This window comes from Arthrobacter alpinus, assembly GCF_900105965.1.
GTDB classification, from domain to species: domain Bacteria; phylum Actinomycetota; class Actinomycetes; order Actinomycetales; family Micrococcaceae; genus Specibacter; species Specibacter alpinus.
The window spans coordinates 3399472-3419474 of sequence record NZ_FNTV01000001.1; the positions used below are offsets into that span (position 1 = coordinate 3399472).

Sequence of the window (20003 nt, forward strand, 5' to 3'; positions counted from 1 at the left end):
GTAAACAACAGGTAAATCCTTGACGATCAGCACCAGGGCAACTTTGCAAGCTTACCGAACCAGCTTTCAAAAAGCAAATCCATAAACCCGCCGGCATTCACCCCATAAAGAGTAAAACAACCACCCAAGACATGAAAAACAACCGGAATAAACCGGCCGAAACAAACTCAGGATTTTCACACCCGCACCAAGCGGGGCAACTCAGAAAACAATACACACCTTTTCTCGGACATGCAAATCCACAGGGCCCACAAGTGGGCTCGTGCAGAGGTGGTCCACCAGCAGACTTAACTGCCGGCGTTCTTGAGCAAGTACTTGGGTGCCAGGGTTGCGCAGAGTCCGGTAATGACCCACACAATAAGGGCTGCTAGAAGCCAGGTCACAAAGCCATGGATCCTGATGCCACCGAAGGGCAAGTTTGCAATGATCAAAGCCAGCAAGGTGGAGACCAATGAGGCTAGGCCCGCGAATGCCGGTACGTGCTTGCTTGCCAGCCTGGCCACCGCACCAGCTAAGAGTGACTGGGCAATCGTGAATATGACTACGGCCGTAAGGAACCCACCAATTCCCAGGCTGAACCGTGGAAGCAGTAGTGCAGCCACAATGATTGCAACCGCTGAGCTACCAAGCTGGACACCAACACCAATCAAGAGTTTCTTCATGCCTTGATCCTATGCTGCAGCTGGTCGTTTGGCTCAGAAAACGTGGTTCGACGACACTCACATAACTGCACCTATATATAGGGACGCATCCATCCCTCTATATAGGTGCAGTTGGGACCCAAATGCACCTGCGCTGCGAATCGCAGAGAAAGGGGGCAGCCCACGTTGAAAGGGAGACCTTGTACCGGTCGAGCATGTCGATTTCGTGGGTGCAAAGATGCACTCAGAAATAAAGAGGCTCCCAAGAATCAGAACCCCGCAGAAGGAGCGATCGGATTCCTCTGTACTGGAGAAGAGTACTAGCGTCACGGGAGCACCCGCCGGGGAAGTGCTTGCGGGCAACACTCACCGCCACATCCCGTGCCAGGCTCATTCTTCGTCCTACAAGCCGGGCCAAGACTTAAACCAAAAAATCCCCGGCAAACCAATGGTTTGCCGGGGAAATTTCAAAACGTGCGCGAGGGGGGATTTGAACCCCCACGCCCTTTCGGACACTGGCACCTGAAGCCAGCGCGTCTGCCGTTCCGCCACTCGCGCGTTTTTTTGCAATCCACCGATGCGTTGAGTTGTTTTCAACATTCAGTGGAACAGCGAGATCAAGCATATAGGACATTGTGCCAATTAACCAAAACGAGGTGTCCTGGGCCCCTGTTGGCCACCATTAAAGGCCCAAATTCCGCTAGAACATGCAGTTTTTTACTCAGCACATCCCACCAGTACACTCCCCTACCCTGGTAGGAAATTTGCCACATCGGTACCCACTGATAGGTATATTCAAAGACTCCGGCAGTAGTATCGACCTTGAACAGGGTTGCCCGCGGCGTGGACAACTTACAGGCTGTGCCCTCGGTTAGGGCAGTCGACACCGAGATCTAGCACAGCCTAATAACTGCTGCAGCCGAAGGAGAGGAGAGCATATGGGATTGTTTGACAACGTTGAGAAAGGCATTGAAAAGGCAGTCCGAGGCGCCTTCTCTTTGGGTTCAAAGACCCTGCAACCGGTGGAGATGGCCAGCGCCCTTCGCCGGGAGCTCGATGACAAAGCCATGACCTTGGATGCCGGGCGCACATTGGCTCCCAATGTCTTCAATGTAGATTTGGGCGACGCAGACTTTGAGCGGGCCCGCTCGTGGGGCGTCACCCTGGCTGAAGAGCTTTGCGATGTGGTGATTAACCATTCCCGCAGCCAGGGCTACGTACTTCAAGGTCCTGTCCGCGTTGCCTTCAACCATGACCAGAGCCTGCGTCCTGGCCAATTTGAGGTCCGCTCCGCCACGGAGAGGGAGAATGGCATGCCCGCACAGAACTTGCGCCCGAAGCCTCCCGTAAACCCGCCGGCCAAGCCAAGTCAGAACCCTGGCGCCGCACAGGCTCCCGCCCCTGTGTACAAAAGGCAAGCCACCCCTGCCGCAGTTAATGGACAGCCTGTTCTAGACATCGACGGACAGCGGTACTCTTTGAACGCCTCAACAATCGTTCTTGGCCGCTCATCTGAGGCCGATATCCTCATCGACGACACCGGCGTCTCACGTAAGCACTTGGAGATTCGCACGGCCGACGGCATCAGCACGGCGGTTGATCTTGGTTCAACCAACGGTAGTTATGTTGATGGCCGCCGAGTTCAAGGAACTGCAGATCTGCATGACGGGTCAAATATCACCATGGGACGCACCCAAATAGTTTTCCGCATTGTTCCCGCGCGCAACGGAGGCTCCCGATGAATGATCTAAGCCTTGTTGTAACCATTTTGCGCTTCGGATTCCTGGTTCTCATGTGGATCATGGTCTTCAGCGTTGTCGCGGCAATGCGCCGAGACCTAGTGATCGGCCGTAAGGCAAAGGTGGGTGAACCGACAGCCCGTCAGGCCCGTAAGCACCCGGAGCTGGTTGAAGAGGCGCCGCCCGCAAAGGTTCAGGCTCGAGCTTTGGTTGTCACAGAAGGCCCGCTTGCTGGCACCACGCTGGAGCTATCCGGCGTACCCATTCTGTTGGGCCGCGCCCAGGATGCCACCTTGGTGCTTGAGGATGACTATGCTTCAGGTCGGCACGCTCGTCTATTTCCGCAGGGCACCCGCTGGTTTGTTGAAGATTTGGGTTCCACGAACGGAACATTCCTAGGTGGTAGCCCATTGACGCGCGCCCTCCCCGTGGAACTCGGGGTCCCTGTGCGGATCGGCAAAACGGTCATTGAATTGAGGCCGTAACCATGGCCGAGTACCCGCTCATTCTGCGCTACGCAGCCCGCTCACATGTGGGGTTAGTCAGGGCGAAGAACGACGATTCAGCATACGCCGGTCGATATTTGGCAGTGGTTGCTGACGGTATGGGCGGGCACGCTGGCGGTGATGTCGCCAGCGCATCGACGGTCCTTGACTTGATTCACCTGGATCACAATCGGCATAAGGAGGACGCCGGAACCCATCTTGCAGACGAGATTCAAAGCGCAAATTCCCTCCTGTCAGAATTGGTCCATGTAAACCCTAAATTGGCTGGCATGGGCACCACCGTCACAGCCTTGCTGCTTTCCGGTAATAAGCTTGCCTACGCTCATATTGGTGACTCGCGAGCATATAGATTGCGTGACGGTGTCTTTGAACAACTGAGTACTGACCACACCTTTGTCCAGCGCATGATCGATGAAGGGCGAATGACCGAGGCTGAGGCTGAAGTTCATCCCCACAAGAATGTACTGATGCGTGTGTTGGGTGACGTTGATGCCTCGCCTGAACTTGATCTGAAGTATTTTGACGCCATCCCGGGGGATCGCTGGCTACTTTGCTCGGATGGCCTGAACTTTGTCCGCCATGCGATGGTGGAAGAGGTCATTCGCAACACCAAATCTCTGGCCACCTCCGCCGAAACATTGATTGATCTGACCCTAGCGGCCGGTTCACCAGACAATGTCACGGTGGTGGTTTTCGATATTGCTGAAGACGTCCCGGACCAGACAGCTGCACTCGAGACCGTTCCAGCCGCTGCTTTGGACGCTGAGGCCCCAGTCCTGACAATAGAAGACGAGGTGCCCGACGTCGGTGACCCGGCACGGTCTGAAGTTGAGACTTCCACAGATCCTGATTCAGCTGTTACAGCTGATGATGCGGACGCAGATGCAGAAGCCGACAATGAACCTGAAGCCCTCGATTCGTATGTTCGGGCGGACGCCGTCCGCCTGGAACTCGCTTCACGCGAACATGAGTTAGTCGGCGCTGCCGTAACGGCCAACGCCGAAGGTAAAATCCCTCAGCTGGCCCGGCAACCCGCCATTCCGCGGGCGGCCACGGTGCTGACTCACAAACCGGCAACTGAAGCACCCACAATTGTGGAAGACACTGAGGTCTCCCTGCCTCGCCTGCGTCGCCGTCCATGGTTGCTCACCATCATCAGTGTGCTTGTTGCCTTGCTGCTCATTGCAGGATCCTGGGCCGCCTACGCGTGGACCCAGACTCAGTATTTTGTGGGTGCTGCGGACGGAAATGTGGCTATTTACAAGGGTGTTTCCCAATCACTTGGTCCCATATCCTTGTCGCGCCTGCAACGGGAAACAAACGTCAGGGTCGACTCTTTGCCAGCATATTCCCAACAGCTCGTTGCCAATACGGTGCCCGCACCAACGCTGGGTGACGCTGAACAAATTATCAGCGACTTGCAGTTGGGAACCGGCACAAGCCTGCCTCCGTGCGAACTGCTCCCGACTGCTCCGAGCAGCACGCCGTCCACAGCAAAACCGTCCGCGACAACAGCACCCTCTACAAAAGCCACTGCGACAGCGTCAGGCACGGCTACGCCTTCAGTGAGCAGCACAGCACAGGCAAGCTGTACACCCGGAGGTGGAAAATGAGCCAGTTACTAACAGTGGCAAAGCCACGCCGCAATACCGAGTTTCTCCTGCTCGTCTTGGCCCTGGGTATGTCAGCTATGGCCAACGCGTTGGTGAATCTTAATCTGGGGCGTAGTTTCGACAATGACTTCTATACTCAGATCGCCATCTTGGCGGGGCTTTCGTTTGGCTTCCATGTAGTGTTGCGCCTTCGAGCAAAATATGCCGATCCGGTTATATTGCCAGTTGTTGTTGCATTGAACGGCCTTGGCCTCGCGGTCATTCACCGCCTGGACATCACCTCGGGGGACACTGCAGCAACCCGCCAGTGGATGTGGACCACCTTGGCTGTTGTTGCAGCCATTGTTGTGATGTGGTTCCTGCGGGATCATCGCATCCTGCGCCGGTATACCTACATTTCCCTCGTCCTTTCCGTGGTCCTTTTGATCCTTCCGCTGGTTCCTGGCATCTCAGCTGGAAGCGTCTACGGCGCCACGGTCTGGATTTCCATTGGGCCTTTCACCTTTCAGCCAGGCGAAATCGCCAAGATTACACTGGCTGTATTCTTCGCAGGGTACTTATCTTCCAATAGGGATCTGATCCTGCTCGCGGGGAAAAAGATCGGCCCCCTGCAGCTCCCCCGAACCCGAGATCTTGCTCCGATGATCGTGGCGTGGCTTGCCAGCGTTGGCGTGCTGGTGTTCCAGCGAGATTTGGGTTCCTCAATCCTGTTCTTTGGTTTGTTCATGGTCATGATCTATGTGGCCACCAGCCGGGTCAGCTGGATCTTCATCGGTGTGGGTCTTATTGCCGTGGGCGGCGTTGCCGCATACCAAATATTCCCGCATGTCGCTCGACGCATCGACGTTTGGGTGAACGCATTTGACCCCGAATATATTGGCGCCGCATTTGGCAGCTTCCAGGTCGTTGAAGGATTGTTTGGTCTAGCCAACGGTGGGTTGTTTGGCACGGGTCTGGGCCAAGGGACCTCTGAAAAACTTCCTGTGGCAAACAGCGACATGATCATCGCCGTGATTGGCGAGGAATTGGGCTTAATCGGGCTCTTCGCGATCTTGTGCCTCTATGCCATTTTGGTGGCGCGAGGATTCCGGGCAGCCCTGGGTACCCGGGATGCCTTCGGTAAACTTCTGGCGGTGGGCTTGTCCTTCGCGGTCGCACTGCAGTGCTTCATCATCATCGGCGGAGTCACCCGGCTCATTCCCTTGACGGGACTAACCACACCATTCTTGGCCGCCGGTGGTTCATCGTTGCTGGCAAACTGGATAATCGTGGCCCTGATCTTGAAGATCTCCGATGCTGCAAGGCGTCCCATAAATGTCAGCGGCCCGGAAGCCAACGGCGACTCCAAGCCCCATATCGAGCAAACGCCTAAGGAGGTGCCTTCACCATGAATCAAGCGATCAGAAATTCGTGGATTGTGGCCATTGCCTTGTTCGCGCTGCTCTTTGGTGCAGTTTCATATGTCCAGTTCTTTGCCGTCGATTCACTCAATGCGAACCCGCAGAATGATCGCCAACTTGTTGCCAGCTTCTGCAGTAACCGGGGCCCCATTCTTGTTGACGGTCAGGCCATTGCAGAATCCGTGCCCAGTGGCACCGACTGCAAGTATCAGCGCACCTACAACGATCCGGAACTGTACGCCGGGCTGACCGGGTTCTTTAGCAAGTTCTCCGGGCAGTATGGTTTAGAAGCACAGATGCGGGACGAATTGACCGGAAATTCCGATTCGGCCCTCTTCGACCGAATTGCCCAGGCATTCACTGGGGAGCAACAGCAGGGACGTTCGGTCGAGCTGACCATCGACTCCACAATTCAAAAAATGGCCTACGACATGATCCCGGATGATGTTGGCGGCTCCATCGTGGCCATGAATCCGAAGACGGGAGCCATTATTGCCATGGTCTCCAAACCTTCCTATGACACCAATTTGATGGCCACCCACAACAAGGCCGATTTTGACGCCTCTATGGCGAAGTTGGTGGATGTCCCGGGTATTAACTTGTTCGGCTCTCCTGCCTATACGAAGCTCTACGCGCCTGGGTCGGTCTTCAAGATCATCGATACCGCGGCCGCTCTGGAATCCGGGAAATACAACAAAGACAGCGTCCTGCCTAATCCTGCTGAACTGGCTTTCCCCGGCATCAACTACGCCCTGCCTAACTACGCGAACGGGCAGTGTTACACCAAGGACAAAGCCACTTTTGCCTTCGCTTTGGAAAATTCGTGCAACACTCCCTTCGCAAGCATTGCCCTGGATCTTGGACAGGACGCCATTACCGCCCAAGCTGAGAAGTTTGGCTTTAATGACAACTCCTTGAAGTTCCCGGACCGGGTTGTTGACAGCCGATTCCCTGGCAGCGACGGCACCCTGGACGATCCGTCTCTGGCGCAAAGTGCAATTGGGCAGAAGGACGTCTTGGCGTCGCCACTGCAAATCGCCATGATGACGGCAGCTATTGCCAATGGCGGCGAACAGATGGCACCAAACCTGGTGAAGACCATCCGGACACCGGATCTCAAAACCGTTTCCTCACTTACACCCGAAGTTCTCAGGCAGTCAACAACACCGGAAATCGCAGCCCAGATCAAGGAATGGATGGTCAGCGTTGTTGATAACGGAATCGGATCGGCCGCGGCTGTTCCAGGTGTCCAGGTAGCTGCCAAGACGGGGACGGCAGAACTCGGCCTGAACGAAAGTGGCGTAATGATGAATAACGCATGGTTTACGGGCTTCGCTCCGGCGAATGACCCGGAAGTGGTGGTCACCATCGTCATGCCGAAGGTTGACGTGGCCACCGGAGCACAATTGACAAGTCCCAACGCAAGTAAACTCTTCAAGGCGGTGTTGAACAAGTGAGGCCTATTTCTGGTATCACCTTAGGCGGCAGGTTCCAACTCACATCACGCATTGCCATCGGCGGCATGGGCGAGGTGTGGCGGGCTCAGGACCAGGTTCTGGGGCGCATAGTTGCCATCAAGATCCTCAAGGACGAATACACGGGAGACCCCGGTTTCCGGGCGCGTTTCCGTGCCGAAGCCAAACACACCGCATTGCTCAACCACGAGGGAATCGCCAACGTCTTTGACTACGGCGAAGAAGATGGTTCGGCGTATTTGGTCATGGAACTAGTTCCCGGCGAGCCGCTATCAACCTTGATCGAGCGTGAGCGCATACTCTCGGCCGATTGGACTCTGTCCATGATCGCCCAGACCGCCCGCGCCCTCGCTGTTGCCCACGCTCAGGGTCTTGTTCACCGCGACGTCAAGCCCGGCAATCTGCTCATCACGCCGGAAGACAAGGTCAAGATCACCGACTTTGGCATTGCCCGTCTAGCTGATCAGGTTCCGTTGACCCAGACCGGCCAAGTTATGGGCACGGCGCAGTACCTAGCGCCAGAACAGGCCACCGGACAGATCGCAACAGGATCCAGCGATATATATTCCCTGGGCGTTATAGGTTATGAATGCATAACGGGCCACCGGCCTTTCTCGGGCGAATCCCAGATTGCCATTGCCTTGGCTCAGGTCAACGACGCTCCGCCGCCGCTGCCTGACACTTTGCCCACACCCGTGCGCGCGCTGTTGATGTCAATGCTGTCCAAGGATCCGGCCAATCGTCCGGCAAATGCCTTGAAGTTGGCTGAAGCGGCCGAGGCCATCCGTGAAGGTGACATCAAGGCCGCTCATGCGGCCGTCCCCGGCATGCTGTTGTTCGAAGCAACCACAGGACCCATCACCGCTCCCGTGGACATCAACGCAACGGCTTCGACGTCGGTTGTTGGCAACGTTGCCGAGCCCACCACCACAGCACTCCCCGCCGTGACCGAAGATACCCAAGGGCAGAGTCCCACGCGCGCTGAAATTCTCGGTGCCGAACGTGCATGGCAGGCTGAGAATGAGCAGCCTGCATTGTTCGGCGCGGACGACGACGAAGCTGTGGAAGAGCCTGCCAAGAAGGGCCGCAGTCCCTGGACCTGGCCGCTGATCGGACTCCTGATTTTGTTGGTCTTTGCGGTTGGTGCTCTGCTTCTTCAAGGTGCTGGAGTTCTTGGAAACAAGGATTCTCCGGCGCCCACGACGTCCACCTCGCCCACCGCCAGCGTGCGACCCAGCACGGCGCCTCCGACGACGTCCGAGGCCCCTACGCCCACCGAAACGCCCGAGCCCACCACCGAGGCTCCCAAGCAATTCGATGTCATCAGCAACATGCTCGTCGGCAAGACCTTTGATGAGGTCAATGGGGTTCTGACCGGTGCAGAACTAGTAGTCAACCGAGTTGATGAGTTCAGTGCCTCGGTACCCGACGGCAACGTCGTGTCTGTGACGCCGACAGGACTGCAGACTGCCGGCTCCACCATCACCGTGACTGTTTCCAAGGGCACGGAAACAGCGCCGGTTCCCTCCTCCGCAGGCCAGGAGGGCAATGCCTACGATGCCGCTTTGGTCGCTGCCGGATTTATGCCGGCCCGTGTCGAAGAACCGTCGTCGACAGTTGCTAAGGGTCTGGTCATCCGCACCAACCCGGCTGCTGGCACCCAGACACCGAAAGGCTCGGTAGTTACCTACTACGTCTCCACCGGTCCTGCTGATGAGCCCGCACCAACGGCTTCGGCCACAGCTGGAGCCCCGTAATCTCGCCGGACGCCAACCATCTCACCATCTCCCTCCGATTGAAAGGACAAGCAGGTTCCCATGAATGTTCCGCGCGTTCTTAATGACCGGTATGAGATCGGTGAGTTGCTTGGCCGCGGCGGCATGGCTGACGTATATAAGGCTCAGGACCTGCGTCTTGGCCGGGCAGTGGCCATTAAGCTGCTCCGTGCCGACGTTGCAAGGGATTCACAGCTACAGGCCCGCTTTCGCCGCGAGGCGCAAGCTGTGGCAGGCCTGAACCATCCCTCCATCGTCGCGGTTTACGACACGGGCGAACATGTCATGGACGATCAGTTGCGTGACAGCGCGCACCTGCCCTACATTGTCATGGAGTACGTCCACGGGAAGACACTGCGCGAATTAATCCGCAGCAAGGACATGTCAACTGACCAGGCCATTGAATACACCCTGGGCGTCTTGTCCGCCCTGGACTATAGTCATCGCGCCGGCATCGTGCACCGGGATATCAAGCCGGCCAACGTCATGGTCACACTGGATGAACACGGCGTTCTGGGCCAGGTCAAGGTGATGGACTTTGGGATCGCAAGGACCATTTCCGACGCTGCGGCTACCATGACCCAAACTCAGACCGTTATGGGCACGGCCCAATACCTCTCGCCCGAGCAGGCGCTCGGTGAGAGCGTGGATGCTCGCAGCGACCTGTATTCGGCTGCCTGTTTGTTGTTTGAAATGTTGGCCGGGCGCCCGCCGTTTACGGGCGATTCGCCTGTCTCCGTGGCTTACCAACACGTTCGTGAACAACCTCCGGCGCCCAGCACTTTCAATTCAGAGCTTTCCCCTGCCCTTGACGCGTTGTTGAAGCATGCCTTGGAAAAGGACCGCGGGCAGCGGTTTCAAAACGCGGCATCCTTCCGCCGCGCGCTTCGGGCTGCAGGCACGGGCGTAATGCCCACCCTTGCCGCGGCGCCTGTCCCCGTTCCGCTTGTCGCTGTGCCTGAGACCCCGACTGATGCGATCCCCGTCACCGACGACGGCGGACCCTCCACTCGTGCGATGGCGAAGGTTTTGGCTGGCGGTGCGTTGACCACGGTCGACGGCGAACCAGAGGACTTGGGGGCCGTCCAGCCAGCCCAGAAACGCCGCCGCAGGGCTTGGATGGTGTCCTTGTTCGTGCTGTTGGCACTTATCTTGGGTGGTGGAGGCGTGTTGGGCTACAACCTGATCAACAGCAAACCACCGGCCGTGCAGCAAATCTCCGTACCGGCACTTTCCGGCCTCAGCGTTGACATGGCGATGTCGCAATTGCGGGACCTTGGCATGGTCCCGCATAGCACCGAGGAGTTTTCCGCCGAGCCCAAGGGCCAGGTCATTCGCTCTTTCCCCCAGGCAGGCGCCTCGGTAGATCCCGGCGCAGAGGTGGAGGTATTTATCTCCAAGGGCCCGTCAGAAGTTCAGATTCCCAGAGATATTGCGGGGAGAACCGACGGCGAGGTGCGCTCCATACTCACCGGTCTGGGACTGGTCCTGAATCTCAATGACATGGTCAATGATGGTCAGATCGGTGCCAACCTTGTGGTCACCTCCGATCCTGCTCCGGGTGAGACAGTGCCTGCTGGCACTGCTGTTACGTTGAAAATCTCCACTGGTCGGGTCCAGATCCCGTCCTTGTTTGACCTGACCAAGGACCCGGCAGGCGTCCAGGAAACGGTGACTGCGGCGCTCAAGAAGGTTTCACCTTTCCTGGAGGTGACCTTTGAGGAGGCGGAGAACTCCGTTGTCACGCCCGGCATGGTCACAAATCAATCGATTTCCGCCGGCACTCTCGTGGAACAACATACAAGCATTGTTGTGACTTTAGCCAAGGCGCCACCTTCCCCCCAGCCCACGGCCACCCCTACGCCGTCGGCAGATCCAACAGAGGAAGCGACCACACCACCTAAAAAGAGCAGGGGGCAGGACTAACCGCCAGTAAGCACTGGCCGTTACTCCTGCGAGAATTCCCTGCTAGCTGTTGATGAGCGGGCTTAGGGTTGCAGCCTTGGCGGCTGCGCCAGCCAAGCCCACGGATTCAAGCCAGTTACCCAACATTGTGTATCCGCCCTCGGTAAGGACGGATTCGGGGTGGAACTGGACACCGCACAGGGGTGCGCTCTTGTGCGCCAGACCCATGATCACGCCGTCGGACGTTTCCGCAGTCACTTCCAGAACCTCTGGAATACTGTCTGGAACGGCTGAAAGAGAATGGTAGCGGGTGGCAGTCACCGGGCTGGGCAGGCCCGCAAAAACGCTCGTACCGCGGTGGTGAACCTCGCTGGTCTTTCCGTGCATGAGCTGTTCGGCATGGGTAACCACACCGCCATAGGCTTCGGCCAGGGCCTGGTGACCAAGGCACACACCCAGCATGGGCTTGGCGTTCTCGCCACACCACTTGATTAGGTCGATGCACACACCTGCCTCTGCAGGGGTGCCCGGCCCGGGGGAGACTAGAACGCCGTCGCGCCCGGTGGCAAGTTCAATGGCTTCTTCAAGCGTGACGTCGTCGTTACGCACAACAGTTGTCTCGGCACCGAGCTGCTGCAAGTAGCCAACCAGGGTGTAGACAAAGCTGTCGTAGTTATCAATGACAAGAATCCGAACTGACATGTCAGACTCCACCGCCAATCGTTGAATCGGTAAGGGGGTTGAACTGGCTCAACCAAGGGAAAACAAACTGCATCAACACCAGAACCGCGGCAACGACGAAGAGGATGGCGGTGACGATGCGGAACCACAAGGGCCCTGGTAGATGCCTAAAGATCCAGCCGTACATGCTCAGCCTTTCTGATTCGCTGCGACTTGGTTCGCAATGGCGGCCGGGGGACCGGCACTGGCTGGCTGCCAGGATTCCATCACAGAGTAAGCAATGATGCGTTCCTCGGCGCCAAAGCGGGGATTGCAGCTGGTCATGGTCATGAACCGTTCCGTGGGCGTCACACCGGCTTGTGTGGGCACGGGCAGCAGAACGTCGCCGCGATTGGGCAATACGATCTGGTTGTTGCGGAACACATACGTGTAATAGCCATCCTTGGTTTGGACGTAAATCTTGTCCCCCGGAACCAGTGTGTGAATGGCATCGAGGACAGCGCCGTGAGTCTGTCGGTGGCCCGCCACGGCGAAGTTCCCAACACCTCCGGGCATGGTGGAACTGTCATAGCGCCCCAGCCCCAAAGTATCGAGTTGAGCCTGCTGGACGCCTTCAACGAGGGGGCGGCTGTAGGTGGGACCGAAGCGCGGGATGTAAACAACACCAAAAACGGAGCTGAGTTCCGTGGGTTCGTCCATAACAATCGGCGGTCCGAAATCCGCCGGGACATCCGGCGCGGGTGGAGTTATCGGCCCCTGGAACTCATGGGCAAATTGCGAAACGGCAGCCTGTTGCGCGGTATTGGCTTCGATATTTGTCCACCACAGTTCCCACACAACGAAGAGTAGCAAGATGACACCGGCGGTGATAAGAAGCTCGCCCATGACTTGAATTAGGGTGCGAAAGAAGCCCTGCTTGGGTTGTGCAGCGCGTCTACGCCGTTCAGACCGCTTGCGCTGGGTGCGAACCCTTGTATTCCCGGAGATCAACTCATCGACGCCCACAGCTTTTTCGGCACTGCTCGGCGAGTGAACCACGCGGGTCTCCTGACTGAAGTTGGGCGGTAAAGTCATGCGATCTGTGGCTGCGTTAAATACAGCTAGAATTACGTCAACAATAGCGTCAGTTCACTAGCCGGGAACAATTCGCTCAGCAATGACACAGCTAATGAACCGTCAGCCAACCCACCGAGTGGATCGTTGTGATCGGTCCCAATGTCAAGGAGCCCTTGTGCCCGAGTCAAAACCGCGTCGCCGCCCCACGAAGGCCCCGGTTCAAACACCGTCCGCAAAAACTCAGCAGCCCAACGCTGTTTGGTTCCTTCCCGTCATGGTCAGCTTGATGCTGATTGGCTTGGTCTGGATCATCACTTACTACATCTCCGATGGTAAGTTCCCGATTCCCAACATCAGCAACTGGAACATCGGCATTGGTTTCGGTATTGCCTTGGCCGGTTTCATGATGACCACGCGCTGGCGCAGCTAAGCCTCAGGGCTCACTTATCTTTTTTGCCTGAATTTTTCGGCTTCACCGAGGCGCTCTCAACGTAGCGGCCTTCGGCACCCCGAGCGGCGTGGCCCGGCACATCACCGGCCGTCCCATAGTCGGCTTCAACAAAAGTGCCGCTCTCGGCGTCCGTGAGGGGATCCTCGGTGCCGGCTGGGCCATAGTCACCTTCGATGTAGCGGCCCACCGGGTCACCGGGCTTACGACTGTCTTGAGTTCCGGCGCTCCCGTACTTCCCCTGCACATAACGTCCCCGGGCAGCATTTTCCTGCTGGGTATTCTCTGGGTTGGATTCATCCTTGTTGGACATTGCGCCGCCCTGCTCTCCATTTCAGCAAAATCGTCCGCCAATTTGGCCGACGAAGGTCCCCGTGTTTTCAGTCTAGCCACCCCTCGGTTTCGCGGACAGGGCAAGGTTGTTTCGATACCGACGGTGTTGGTGCCAAGAATGACCACACATGGGCTTCCTCCTAAAAGTGAGGCCGCTAACAGGTTCCGTGCATCATCAGGACAGCGAGGTCTTTGTGGGCACGACTCGCGTGGTGACTACCGATTTTTTGGCGTGCACGACCCTACCTGTGTTCATTCCGGCAGCTCACTACTTATGAGTGGTTAACCCTGACGCCGTCTTTTTCACCTTCGTAGTTCATGAGCCCCGACAATTGTTCACGAGACTGAATGTCCAGTTTGATGAAGGTCCTGTAGAGGTGGCCTTCAATGGTTCGTAACGAGACATTGAGCCTGCCCGCGATAGCATTGTTTGTCTCGCCTTGCGCCACCAAGAGGGCTATTTGGTGCTCTCGCCGGGTCATCTTTGGCTGGTCCATGGTTTGGAACACCGGTGACACCAGCCCGGGCATCTGTTCCCGCATGGCAACTACCTTGCTGGCAGTCTTGCGGCTCTTGTGAACTTTGCCGCTGTCATGAAATTTCTTCAGCGCATGTGTTGCCAGTTCAACAGCAATCAGTTCAAAGCCGAAGTCCATGGCCGTGGCGCTTGCCTGATCTAGGGTCGCAGGATCTTGGGAGCGCAGGGCCATTGACCAGTGGACAAAAAATTCCTTGCTGCCCGATTCCAGTTTTGCCGCTACCTCGGCAAGTCTGTCGATCGAGGTGGGATCTCCAATGCGCACCATAAGAGTAAGGACTGTCAGCTCAATTCCAAGATAGCCGTGGGACTGACATTCTCTCTGCAGACTTCTTAGCCGGGACATACCCAGATCCGTCTGACCCGTCATGAATTGAGCCGCGGCTGCGTAGGCGGCGCTTTCCAAGGCATAGAGCTTTCCGCTACGGCGTCCCAGAGATGCCATCTGTGCCAGGCAATCTTGCGAGCCTTTCAGGTCCCCGCGCATCACCTTGCAATAGGCCATGAGTCCCAGGCCGGTGGACAGCACAGACCATGGGTCGTAGTCGTTGAGTGCGCCCACAGCGGCTTCTAGGGAAATCAAGGCCTCTTCAATATGACCGCGCCGGCACTGCATCATGGCCGCGGCTAAATCACGCATGCCGCCGGCATAGAGCATCATGTCAGGATTAGTGAACGTTGCCGGGTCCAAAGCAACCCGCACGTGTTCCCATGCACCGTCATAAATGAATGCCGCAACCGCGCGAGTGTAGGCCAAAATGGCAATGTCCGGCCGAGGGAAGCCTTCCGGGCTCTCCAGATCGCCGATTACTTCCATCGCCAGCTTAACAGCGCCGCTCATTTGCCCCCTCGACCTGAGAATCTCACAGTTCAGTGATTTCAGCAGAACCCTGTCGCAGACATTTTGAGTTAGCGGATGTTCTAAGAGTGCTTCGATCCGTTCAGAGGCATGGTTGATGTCCCCCAAGGAGACTTCCTTGATGGCATGAATCATGAGCACATCGATGTCAGACCGGGTGGAGTTCTGGTTCAGGCCGACACTTCCGAAGCGGCGCACATAGCTGGCATAGACATCCTTAAATTGAGCTTGGTAATCCTGTTCAGAAATGTGGCTCAGGTTGAAGGCACGAAGGGCACTGGCTGCTACCTCGGGGGAGGCCGCGAGTTCAAGGGCCTGCCGGGCTGTCATCCTTGCATCATCCGGAGCATTTTGATTCAGCTGGGCGATGGAATGTTCGGCTAGCAACGCTGCGGCGTTCTCGTTACTAACTCGGGTCCCGCTAAATTGCAGCGCTTCTGTGGGGCGCATGAGCTGATTGGCCCAGACCGCAGCTTTCAAAATCCGTTCGTCGTCAACAGGCAAACCGCAGTCAAGGGACCATCGCGTGAAGTTGATCAACACTTCAGGATTTGAGGCGTCATCCACGGGCATGAGTTGTGAAACTTCACCGAGATATCCGCGGCTACGGCCTACGGGGATCATTCCCCGAATAGCCGGTGCCGTGACTTGGCGAGCTAGGCGCATGGTGAGAACCGTGCCAGGGACAATCTCCACCAAATCGCGTTGTTGTATGTCATCGATAGTTTCTGCCCCTGTCAGATCAAGCAAGACATCCAGGGGCACTGATCCTGCCAGCGCAAGGATTTCAAGAATCCGCCGGGTCTCCGCGGGCACGCGGTCGAGATCCATCTGCAGAAACTCCCACGTTTCAGCGCCCAATCTGTCTTTTGGATGGTCCAGGATCCACACGTTATTTACTTGTCGCAGGGAGCCTTCCTCCTGGGCTCCGGCTACCAACCCGTGGAGCACAAGCGGATTGCCGGAAGAACGGCTGGCCAGATAGTCGGCCGTGCCTACCGCCACTTTTCCGCCGAGGAGACTTTCCAGAAAGGATTGCACGTCACCAGGCTGCATGGGAGCTAGCTCAAAACGCGTCAGGTGACCATCGCGCCAGAGCTCCCGAAGGTAGCTGTGCTGACTACCGGGCTGGTCCACCAAGATCAATTTTGCATCCGATGACATGACGGTCTGAAGAATGATGGCGGCGCTTTGACTGTCAAGATACTCGGCGTTATCGACCATAAGGACAACACAGTTGGAGTTCGCCCTTGCCGCAGTTATTTGATCCAGCAACCCGTTGAGAACCTCGTAGTATTCACTGCTGCGCACCAATTTCGAGCCAACCCGAGCATTAACGGCACCAAAGGGGATGGCTGCCAAAGCCTTGCTTGCCGTTAGCCTGATGGTTACCGTGTCGGCACCTAAGGCAGCAAGAACCTGTCCCAGCATCCAGGTCTTTCCTGCACCTCGGGAGCCAACAATCAGCACGCCTCGAGTTGAGCTGGAGGTCAGCTCATTAACGATGTCCCCAACATTGGCACGTCGAGCCACACGTCCTCATTTCACGTCATGAAAACCCAAATTGCCGGGTATCAATGCCAACGGCTCCACCCGGTTATGGACGGTGCTCGTTCATGTAAACACTAAAGCTATCTTCAGTGTAGGGACACTGCGACGCTTCTGCCCGTGCCGGGACCACAAACTGGAAACTATCGTCCTGGATGTCATTCGGAAGTCATATTGGGGGAAGCCGCCCACTCGGAGTTTCCCCACGGCACCGCCACAATGTTGTGACTATTCTTTGAGTGGTGCTGCCTCGCTGACTGGCCGTAAGGCAACTTGTAGGATCCCGTACCGTCTGTCACCAGTGGACCGCTCTGACCTGCGGTGATGCTAGGACCTGGATCCTGGAAATTCCCAGTTTCGTGCCACTTGCCTATGAAATGGATCTAGACCAGGCAACATGCAAAGGTCAGCATGGGCAAACCACCAAGTGGATGATCCTCTCTGAGGCCTACTTGCGTCAGCCCAGCCGACTCGTACAAGCGGATCGCCTTGGTGTTGCCTTCTCGCACCTGCAACTCGAATCGCCTGTAGCCAGCTTCACTGGCCCTGAGCAGAGCATCAGCCAAGAGCGCACGGCCGCCGCCTTGACTTGATTTATGCGGTTGCAAGGCGAGCATCGCCAAACGTGCCACGCATTCCCCGCCATCGACGGTTAGCGCGAAGCCGTTCACCTCACGCCCGAGAACAGCAAATCGGACGATTTGTCTGGTGAACTTCTCGCGAGCACGGACTCCCACAGCTAAAGACTCCCCGATCCCGTCCCTCGCAGCCAAAGCTTCCAACCAAAGATCGACACAACGGTCTGCTTCACTTCCGAGCGCTCCAGCCCTAATTTCCATTCCCCAAAGTACCGGGGTGCCCCCATATACCCAACATCACTTTGGATGGACTCCTGGGTCCTGAATATGGACTTGATAAGGACCGGAGGAACAAGGGAACCAGGCGATTGGTGACAACGTGGTGACGCTTGGAACCGGAACCAACAGTGCCCGTTGGAGAGGCAAGATTAATCACTATCCCCAAGTTGTCCACAGTGTGGATAACTTTTTCCCACAACCCACAGTCTTATCCACCGCGGTTGACAACTTGTTCGAACTATCCACAACCCGTCTTCGAAGCTGTCGTTATCCCTAGTTGTTCACAAAGTTATCCACAGAAGTGGATAACTTTGTCTCGTCATCGCCCCGAACTCGGCAAAAATACCGTAGGAAAGTAATCCACAGCTGTGGAATTACATGTGTGTAACTTATACCCATTGTGCATAACCATGGGGATAACCACGTGTACGACGAACTTAAAACTACTAGAACTACATGCCTGTAAGTTATGCCCACATGTGGACATCGCTGTGGATAAGTCTGGAAACATGCGACGATGAACTCATGGAACTTGCCGGCACCCTAGATATCCACAGAGTTTTCCCACAGCCAACCACTCAGGATCAGGTTGACGAATACCGTCGTCTTAGTGCAGAACAGGCATCGGGTGTTGCTATCGTGAGCACCCGTCTTCGAGAGCGCGATTATGCCGCTACCGTGAGCTCGTACCTGTCAGTGTCCTATGACCCACCGACATTGTTGGTCAGCCTCTTTGCCGAAGCACGGATCGCCCACGCCGTGGCGGAGTCTGGTTCTTGGGCTCTGTCCATACTCACGGCGGAACAAAAGGGCCACGCCAATTGGTTGGCTAGCCCGGGTAATCCCGTCGAGGGGCTGCTCAATCAGGTTGATTTTCGGCGCGGACCAGCCACTGGCAACGCCGTGATTGCGGGCGCACTGGCTTATTTTGAGGTAACCACTACGGCCATACACGAGGCTGCGACGCATCTGTTGGTGGTTGGCAATGTGGTGTCTATGGGAGAAGACGCGCCATGGAACAAGGATCAGTCCCCCTTGATTCATTACGCAGGCGACTACCGGCGCCTGACGCCGTGACTGGAGCCTGGCTCCGAAGCAAGCCTGACTAGAGAATGAGGAATTCCGGGAAGGTCGAGACCTTGTAGACGGCCAGGGCCGCCAGGATCACCACAACGGCGACGATGCCGCCCCACTGAATCAGGTTGCGGTTCTTTGCAGGTGCGTAGGCAATAGCTGCCGTGCACAGGGCACCGGCGATCAGACCACCTAGATGGGCCTGCCAAGCAATGTTGGGGATGATGAATCCGATAGCTGCGTTGATGGCCAGCAGCACCAAGATTTGCCGCAGATCTCCGCCGCGCTTCTTCTGCACCACAAAGAGGGCACCGAACAGGCCAAACACCGCGCCGGAGGCACCCACCACGGGAATGTCTATGGAGTCCATGTTGGACAGCAGCAGGACGCCCACGGAGCCTGCCAGGGCGCTGACAAGATAAACAGCCAGGAAACGAACCCGACCGAAAGCAGGTTCCAAGGCGTTGCCCAAGATCCAGAGTGCGTACATGTTGAAGGCGATGTGCATGAAGCTCGGCGAATGCAAGAACGCGGAGGTCAGCATGCGCCACGGCTCCGATTCCGTGAGGAATGGGGCATAGGCAAAGTTCAGGAAAATAAAGTCACTGGGGAGTGCCAGTTCCAAAGCGTACGCAGCAACACAGATGACCATCATGATGATAGTGATCAAAGGCCGGCCGGCACGTGCTGCTCCGCCAAAGATGGTCCGCCTGCCGGGCGCTGACTTGCTGGCTTGCTGGACACAATCCACGCACTGAATTCCCACGGCTGCGCTGCGTTGGCATTCCGGACAGGTTGGCCGGCCACACCGCTGGCAGCTCACATAGGAGACGCGGTCAGGATGACGCGGGCAGACGGGGGCGCCAAGTGATGGCCCCGTGGCCGGGTATGCAGAACTCATGGAGTTGGGTCCTCAGTAAGAAAGATCAGCAGAAGAAAACAAGTATGGCTTCAGCCGCCGGGTCCACAAGAACCCGGCGGCCAAAGCCATGGACACTAAGAACAGGTGTTAGAGCTGTTCGACGGTAATGGAGTTGATGACAACGTCTTCGCGCGGCTTGTCGCCGGCGCCGGTAGCAACACCTTCGATGGCGTCGACAATTGCGCGGGAAGCCTCATCGGTGACGTCACCGAAGATGGTGTGCTTGCCCTGGAGCCAGCTGGTGTTCACGGTGGTGATGAAGAACTGTGAACCGTTGGTTCCACGGCCACCCTGGATGCCGGCGTTGGCCATGGCGAACTTGTAGGGGTCGTTGAAGTTCAGGTCGGGGTTGATCTCGTCGTCGAACTGGAAGCCGGGGCCGCCAACGCCACGGCCCAAGGGATCGCCACCCTGGATCATGAAGTCCTTGATGATGCGGTGGAAAATGGTGCCGTTGTACAACGGTGCGGTGGTCTTTTCACCGGTGGCCGGGTGGGTCCACTCGGTGGTGCCCGTTGCCAGGCCTACAAAGTTGGCCACAGTCTTGGGAGCGTGGTTTCCAAAGAGGTTCACCACGATGTCGCCGAGGCTAGTGCTGATAGTTGCTTTTGCGGTTGGGATAGCAGTCATGGC

18 protein-coding genes and 1 tRNA gene are annotated in these 20003 nt (G+C 57.0%); 9 read left to right on the forward strand and 10 right to left on the reverse strand.

What is annotated here, in order from left to right:
- Positions 1-287 precede the first annotated feature (287 nt).
- Together BLV41_RS15525 and BLV41_RS15530 are read right to left on the reverse strand one after the other, a co-directional pair.
- A complete protein-coding gene (locus BLV41_RS15525) occupies positions 288-662 on the reverse strand; it encodes a phage holin family protein (protein WP_074712386.1) in 375 nt (124 codons plus the stop codon).
- A gap of 454 nt (positions 663-1116) precedes the next feature.
- A tRNA-Leu gene (locus BLV41_RS15530) sits at positions 1117-1199 on the reverse strand.
- A gap of 380 nt (positions 1200-1579) precedes the next feature.
- Here BLV41_RS15530 and BLV41_RS15535 point away from each other — a divergent pair.
- From BLV41_RS15535 to pknB, 7 genes are read left to right on the forward strand one after another with little or no spacing between them, the layout of a single operon-like run.
- Positions 1580-2383 carry an FHA domain-containing protein gene (locus BLV41_RS15535; protein ID WP_074712387.1) on the forward strand — a complete coding sequence of 268 codons (804 nt, stop codon included), beginning with the start codon at positions 1580-1582 and terminating at the stop codon, positions 2381-2383.
- On the forward strand, positions 2380-2865 hold the full coding sequence (locus BLV41_RS15540) for an FHA domain-containing protein FhaB/FipA (protein ID WP_074712388.1): 486 nt from the start codon (positions 2380-2382) through the stop codon (positions 2863-2865). Before BLV41_RS15535 ends, BLV41_RS15540 begins: the two co-directional genes overlap by 4 nt.
- Before the next feature lie 2 nt (positions 2866-2867).
- Complete coding sequence (locus BLV41_RS15545; protein WP_074712389.1) at positions 2868-4499, forward strand: PP2C family protein-serine/threonine phosphatase; 1632 nt, start codon at positions 2868-2870, stop codon at positions 4497-4499.
- Positions 4496-5890, forward strand: a complete 1395-nt coding sequence (locus BLV41_RS15550) for an FtsW/RodA/SpoVE family cell cycle protein (protein ID WP_074712390.1) — start codon at positions 4496-4498, stop codon at positions 5888-5890. The genes BLV41_RS15545 and BLV41_RS15550 overlap by 4 nt, the downstream gene beginning before the upstream one ends.
- Entirely contained in the window at positions 5887-7356 is a 1470-nt protein-coding gene (locus BLV41_RS15555; protein WP_074712391.1) for a peptidoglycan D,D-transpeptidase FtsI family protein, read from the forward strand. Before BLV41_RS15550 ends, BLV41_RS15555 begins: the two co-directional genes overlap by 4 nt.
- Positions 7353-9131, forward strand: coding sequence for a protein kinase domain-containing protein (locus tag BLV41_RS15560; RefSeq protein WP_074712392.1), 1779 nt, complete (start codon positions 7353-7355; stop codon positions 9129-9131). Before BLV41_RS15555 ends, BLV41_RS15560 begins: the two co-directional genes overlap by 4 nt.
- Positions 9132-9191: 60 nt before the next feature.
- Positions 9192-11075, forward strand: a complete 1884-nt coding sequence (gene pknB / locus BLV41_RS15565; RefSeq protein ID WP_074712393.1) for a Stk1 family PASTA domain-containing Ser/Thr kinase — start codon at positions 9192-9194, stop codon at positions 11073-11075.
- A 42-nt stretch (positions 11076-11117) separates the two neighbouring features.
- On the opposite strand, the gene BLV41_RS15570 is transcribed toward pknB, so the two are convergent.
- The 3 genes from BLV41_RS15570 to BLV41_RS15575 are packed head-to-tail and all read right to left on the reverse strand — an operon-like array spanning position 11118 to position 12725.
- Positions 11118-11756, reverse strand: a complete 639-nt coding sequence (locus BLV41_RS15570; RefSeq protein WP_074712394.1) for an anthranilate synthase component II — start codon at positions 11754-11756, stop codon at positions 11118-11120.
- A 1-nt stretch (position 11757) separates the two neighbouring features.
- Positions 11758-11922, reverse strand: a complete 165-nt coding sequence (locus tag BLV41_RS22135) for a hypothetical protein (RefSeq protein WP_044569763.1) — start codon at positions 11920-11922, stop codon at positions 11758-11760.
- A gap of 2 nt (positions 11923-11924) precedes the next feature.
- Positions 11925-12725, reverse strand: coding sequence for a class E sortase (locus tag BLV41_RS15575; protein WP_425284297.1), 801 nt, complete (start codon positions 12723-12725; stop codon positions 11925-11927).
- 241 nt (positions 12726-12966) lie between these two features.
- Between BLV41_RS15575 and BLV41_RS15580 the strand changes: the two genes are divergently transcribed.
- Positions 12967-13221, forward strand: coding sequence for a cell division protein CrgA (locus tag BLV41_RS15580; RefSeq protein ID WP_044569764.1), 255 nt, complete (start codon positions 12967-12969; stop codon positions 13219-13221).
- Between the two features lie 10 nt (positions 13222-13231).
- Here BLV41_RS15580 and BLV41_RS15585 read toward each other — a convergent pair whose 3' ends face one another.
- From BLV41_RS15585 to BLV41_RS23065, 3 genes are all read right to left on the reverse strand, one after another.
- Positions 13232-13552, reverse strand: a complete 321-nt coding sequence (locus BLV41_RS15585; protein ID WP_074712395.1) for a hypothetical protein — start codon at positions 13550-13552, stop codon at positions 13232-13234.
- A 292-nt stretch (positions 13553-13844) separates the two neighbouring features.
- A complete protein-coding gene (locus BLV41_RS15590) occupies positions 13845-16502 on the reverse strand; it encodes a LuxR C-terminal-related transcriptional regulator (protein ID WP_074712396.1) in 2658 nt (885 codons plus the stop codon).
- A gap of 398 nt (positions 16503-16900) precedes the next feature.
- Positions 16901-17356, reverse strand: a complete 456-nt coding sequence (locus tag BLV41_RS23065; RefSeq protein WP_074712397.1) for a GNAT family N-acetyltransferase — start codon at positions 17354-17356, stop codon at positions 16901-16903.
- Positions 17357-17830: 474 nt separating this feature from the next.
- Between BLV41_RS23065 and BLV41_RS15600 the strand changes: the two genes are divergently transcribed.
- Positions 17831-18451 (forward strand): flavin reductase family protein, encoded by a 621-nt coding sequence (locus BLV41_RS15600; RefSeq protein WP_244516936.1) that lies wholly within the window; start codon positions 17831-17833, stop codon positions 18449-18451.
- A 28-nt stretch (positions 18452-18479) separates the two neighbouring features.
- Here BLV41_RS15600 and BLV41_RS15605 read toward each other — a convergent pair whose 3' ends face one another.
- Both BLV41_RS15605 and BLV41_RS15610 read right to left on the reverse strand, forming a co-directional pair.
- On the reverse strand, positions 18480-19349 hold the full coding sequence (locus tag BLV41_RS15605) for a rhomboid family intramembrane serine protease (protein ID WP_074712399.1): 870 nt from the start codon (positions 19347-19349) through the stop codon (positions 18480-18482).
- A 108-nt stretch (positions 19350-19457) separates the two neighbouring features.
- Positions 19458-20000, reverse strand: coding sequence for a peptidylprolyl isomerase (locus tag BLV41_RS15610; RefSeq protein WP_044569773.1), 543 nt, complete (start codon positions 19998-20000; stop codon positions 19458-19460).
- Positions 20001-20003: the final 3 nt, after the last annotated feature.

What these genes read in the sequence shown, in the direction of transcription:
- BLV41_RS23065 (WP_074712397.1), bottom strand. Translation starts at nt 17,356, where the DNA reads ATGGAAATTAGGGCTGGAGCGCTCGGAAGTGAAGCAGACCGTTGTGTC.
- BLV41_RS15545 (WP_074712389.1), top strand. Translation starts at nt 2,868, where the DNA reads ATGGCCGAGTACCCGCTCATTCTGCGCTACGCAGCCCGCTCACATGTG.
- BLV41_RS15540 (WP_074712388.1), top strand. Translation starts at nt 2,380, where the DNA reads ATGAATGATCTAAGCCTTGTTGTAACCATTTTGCGCTTCGGATTCCTG.
- BLV41_RS15605 (WP_074712399.1), bottom strand. Translation starts at nt 19,349, where the DNA reads ATGAGTTCTGCATACCCGGCCACGGGGCCATCACTTGGCGCCCCCGTC.
- BLV41_RS15585 (WP_074712395.1), bottom strand. Translation starts at nt 13,552, where the DNA reads ATGTCCAACAAGGATGAATCCAACCCAGAGAATACCCAGCAGGAAAAT.
- BLV41_RS22135 (WP_044569763.1), bottom strand. Translation starts at nt 11,922, where the DNA reads ATGTACGGCTGGATCTTTAGGCATCTACCAGGGCCCTTGTGGTTCCGC.
- BLV41_RS15525 (WP_074712386.1), bottom strand. Translation starts at nt 662, where the DNA reads ATGAAGAAACTCTTGATTGGTGTTGGTGTCCAGCTTGGTAGCTCAGCG.
- BLV41_RS15600 (WP_244516936.1), top strand. Translation starts at nt 17,831, where the DNA reads ATGCCTGTAAGTTATGCCCACATGTGGACATCGCTGTGGATAAGTCTG.
- pknB (WP_074712393.1), top strand. Translation starts at nt 9,192, where the DNA reads ATGAATGTTCCGCGCGTTCTTAATGACCGGTATGAGATCGGTGAGTTG.
- BLV41_RS15535 (WP_074712387.1), top strand. Translation starts at nt 1,580, where the DNA reads ATGGGATTGTTTGACAACGTTGAGAAAGGCATTGAAAAGGCAGTCCGA.
- BLV41_RS15555 (WP_074712391.1), top strand. Translation starts at nt 5,887, where the DNA reads ATGAATCAAGCGATCAGAAATTCGTGGATTGTGGCCATTGCCTTGTTC.
- BLV41_RS15610 (WP_044569773.1), bottom strand. Translation starts at nt 20,000, where the DNA reads ATGACTGCTATCCCAACCGCAAAAGCAACTATCAGCACTAGCCTCGGC.
- BLV41_RS15550 (WP_074712390.1), top strand. Translation starts at nt 4,496, where the DNA reads ATGAGCCAGTTACTAACAGTGGCAAAGCCACGCCGCAATACCGAGTTT.
- BLV41_RS15570 (WP_074712394.1), bottom strand. Translation starts at nt 11,756, where the DNA reads ATGTCAGTTCGGATTCTTGTCATTGATAACTACGACAGCTTTGTCTAC.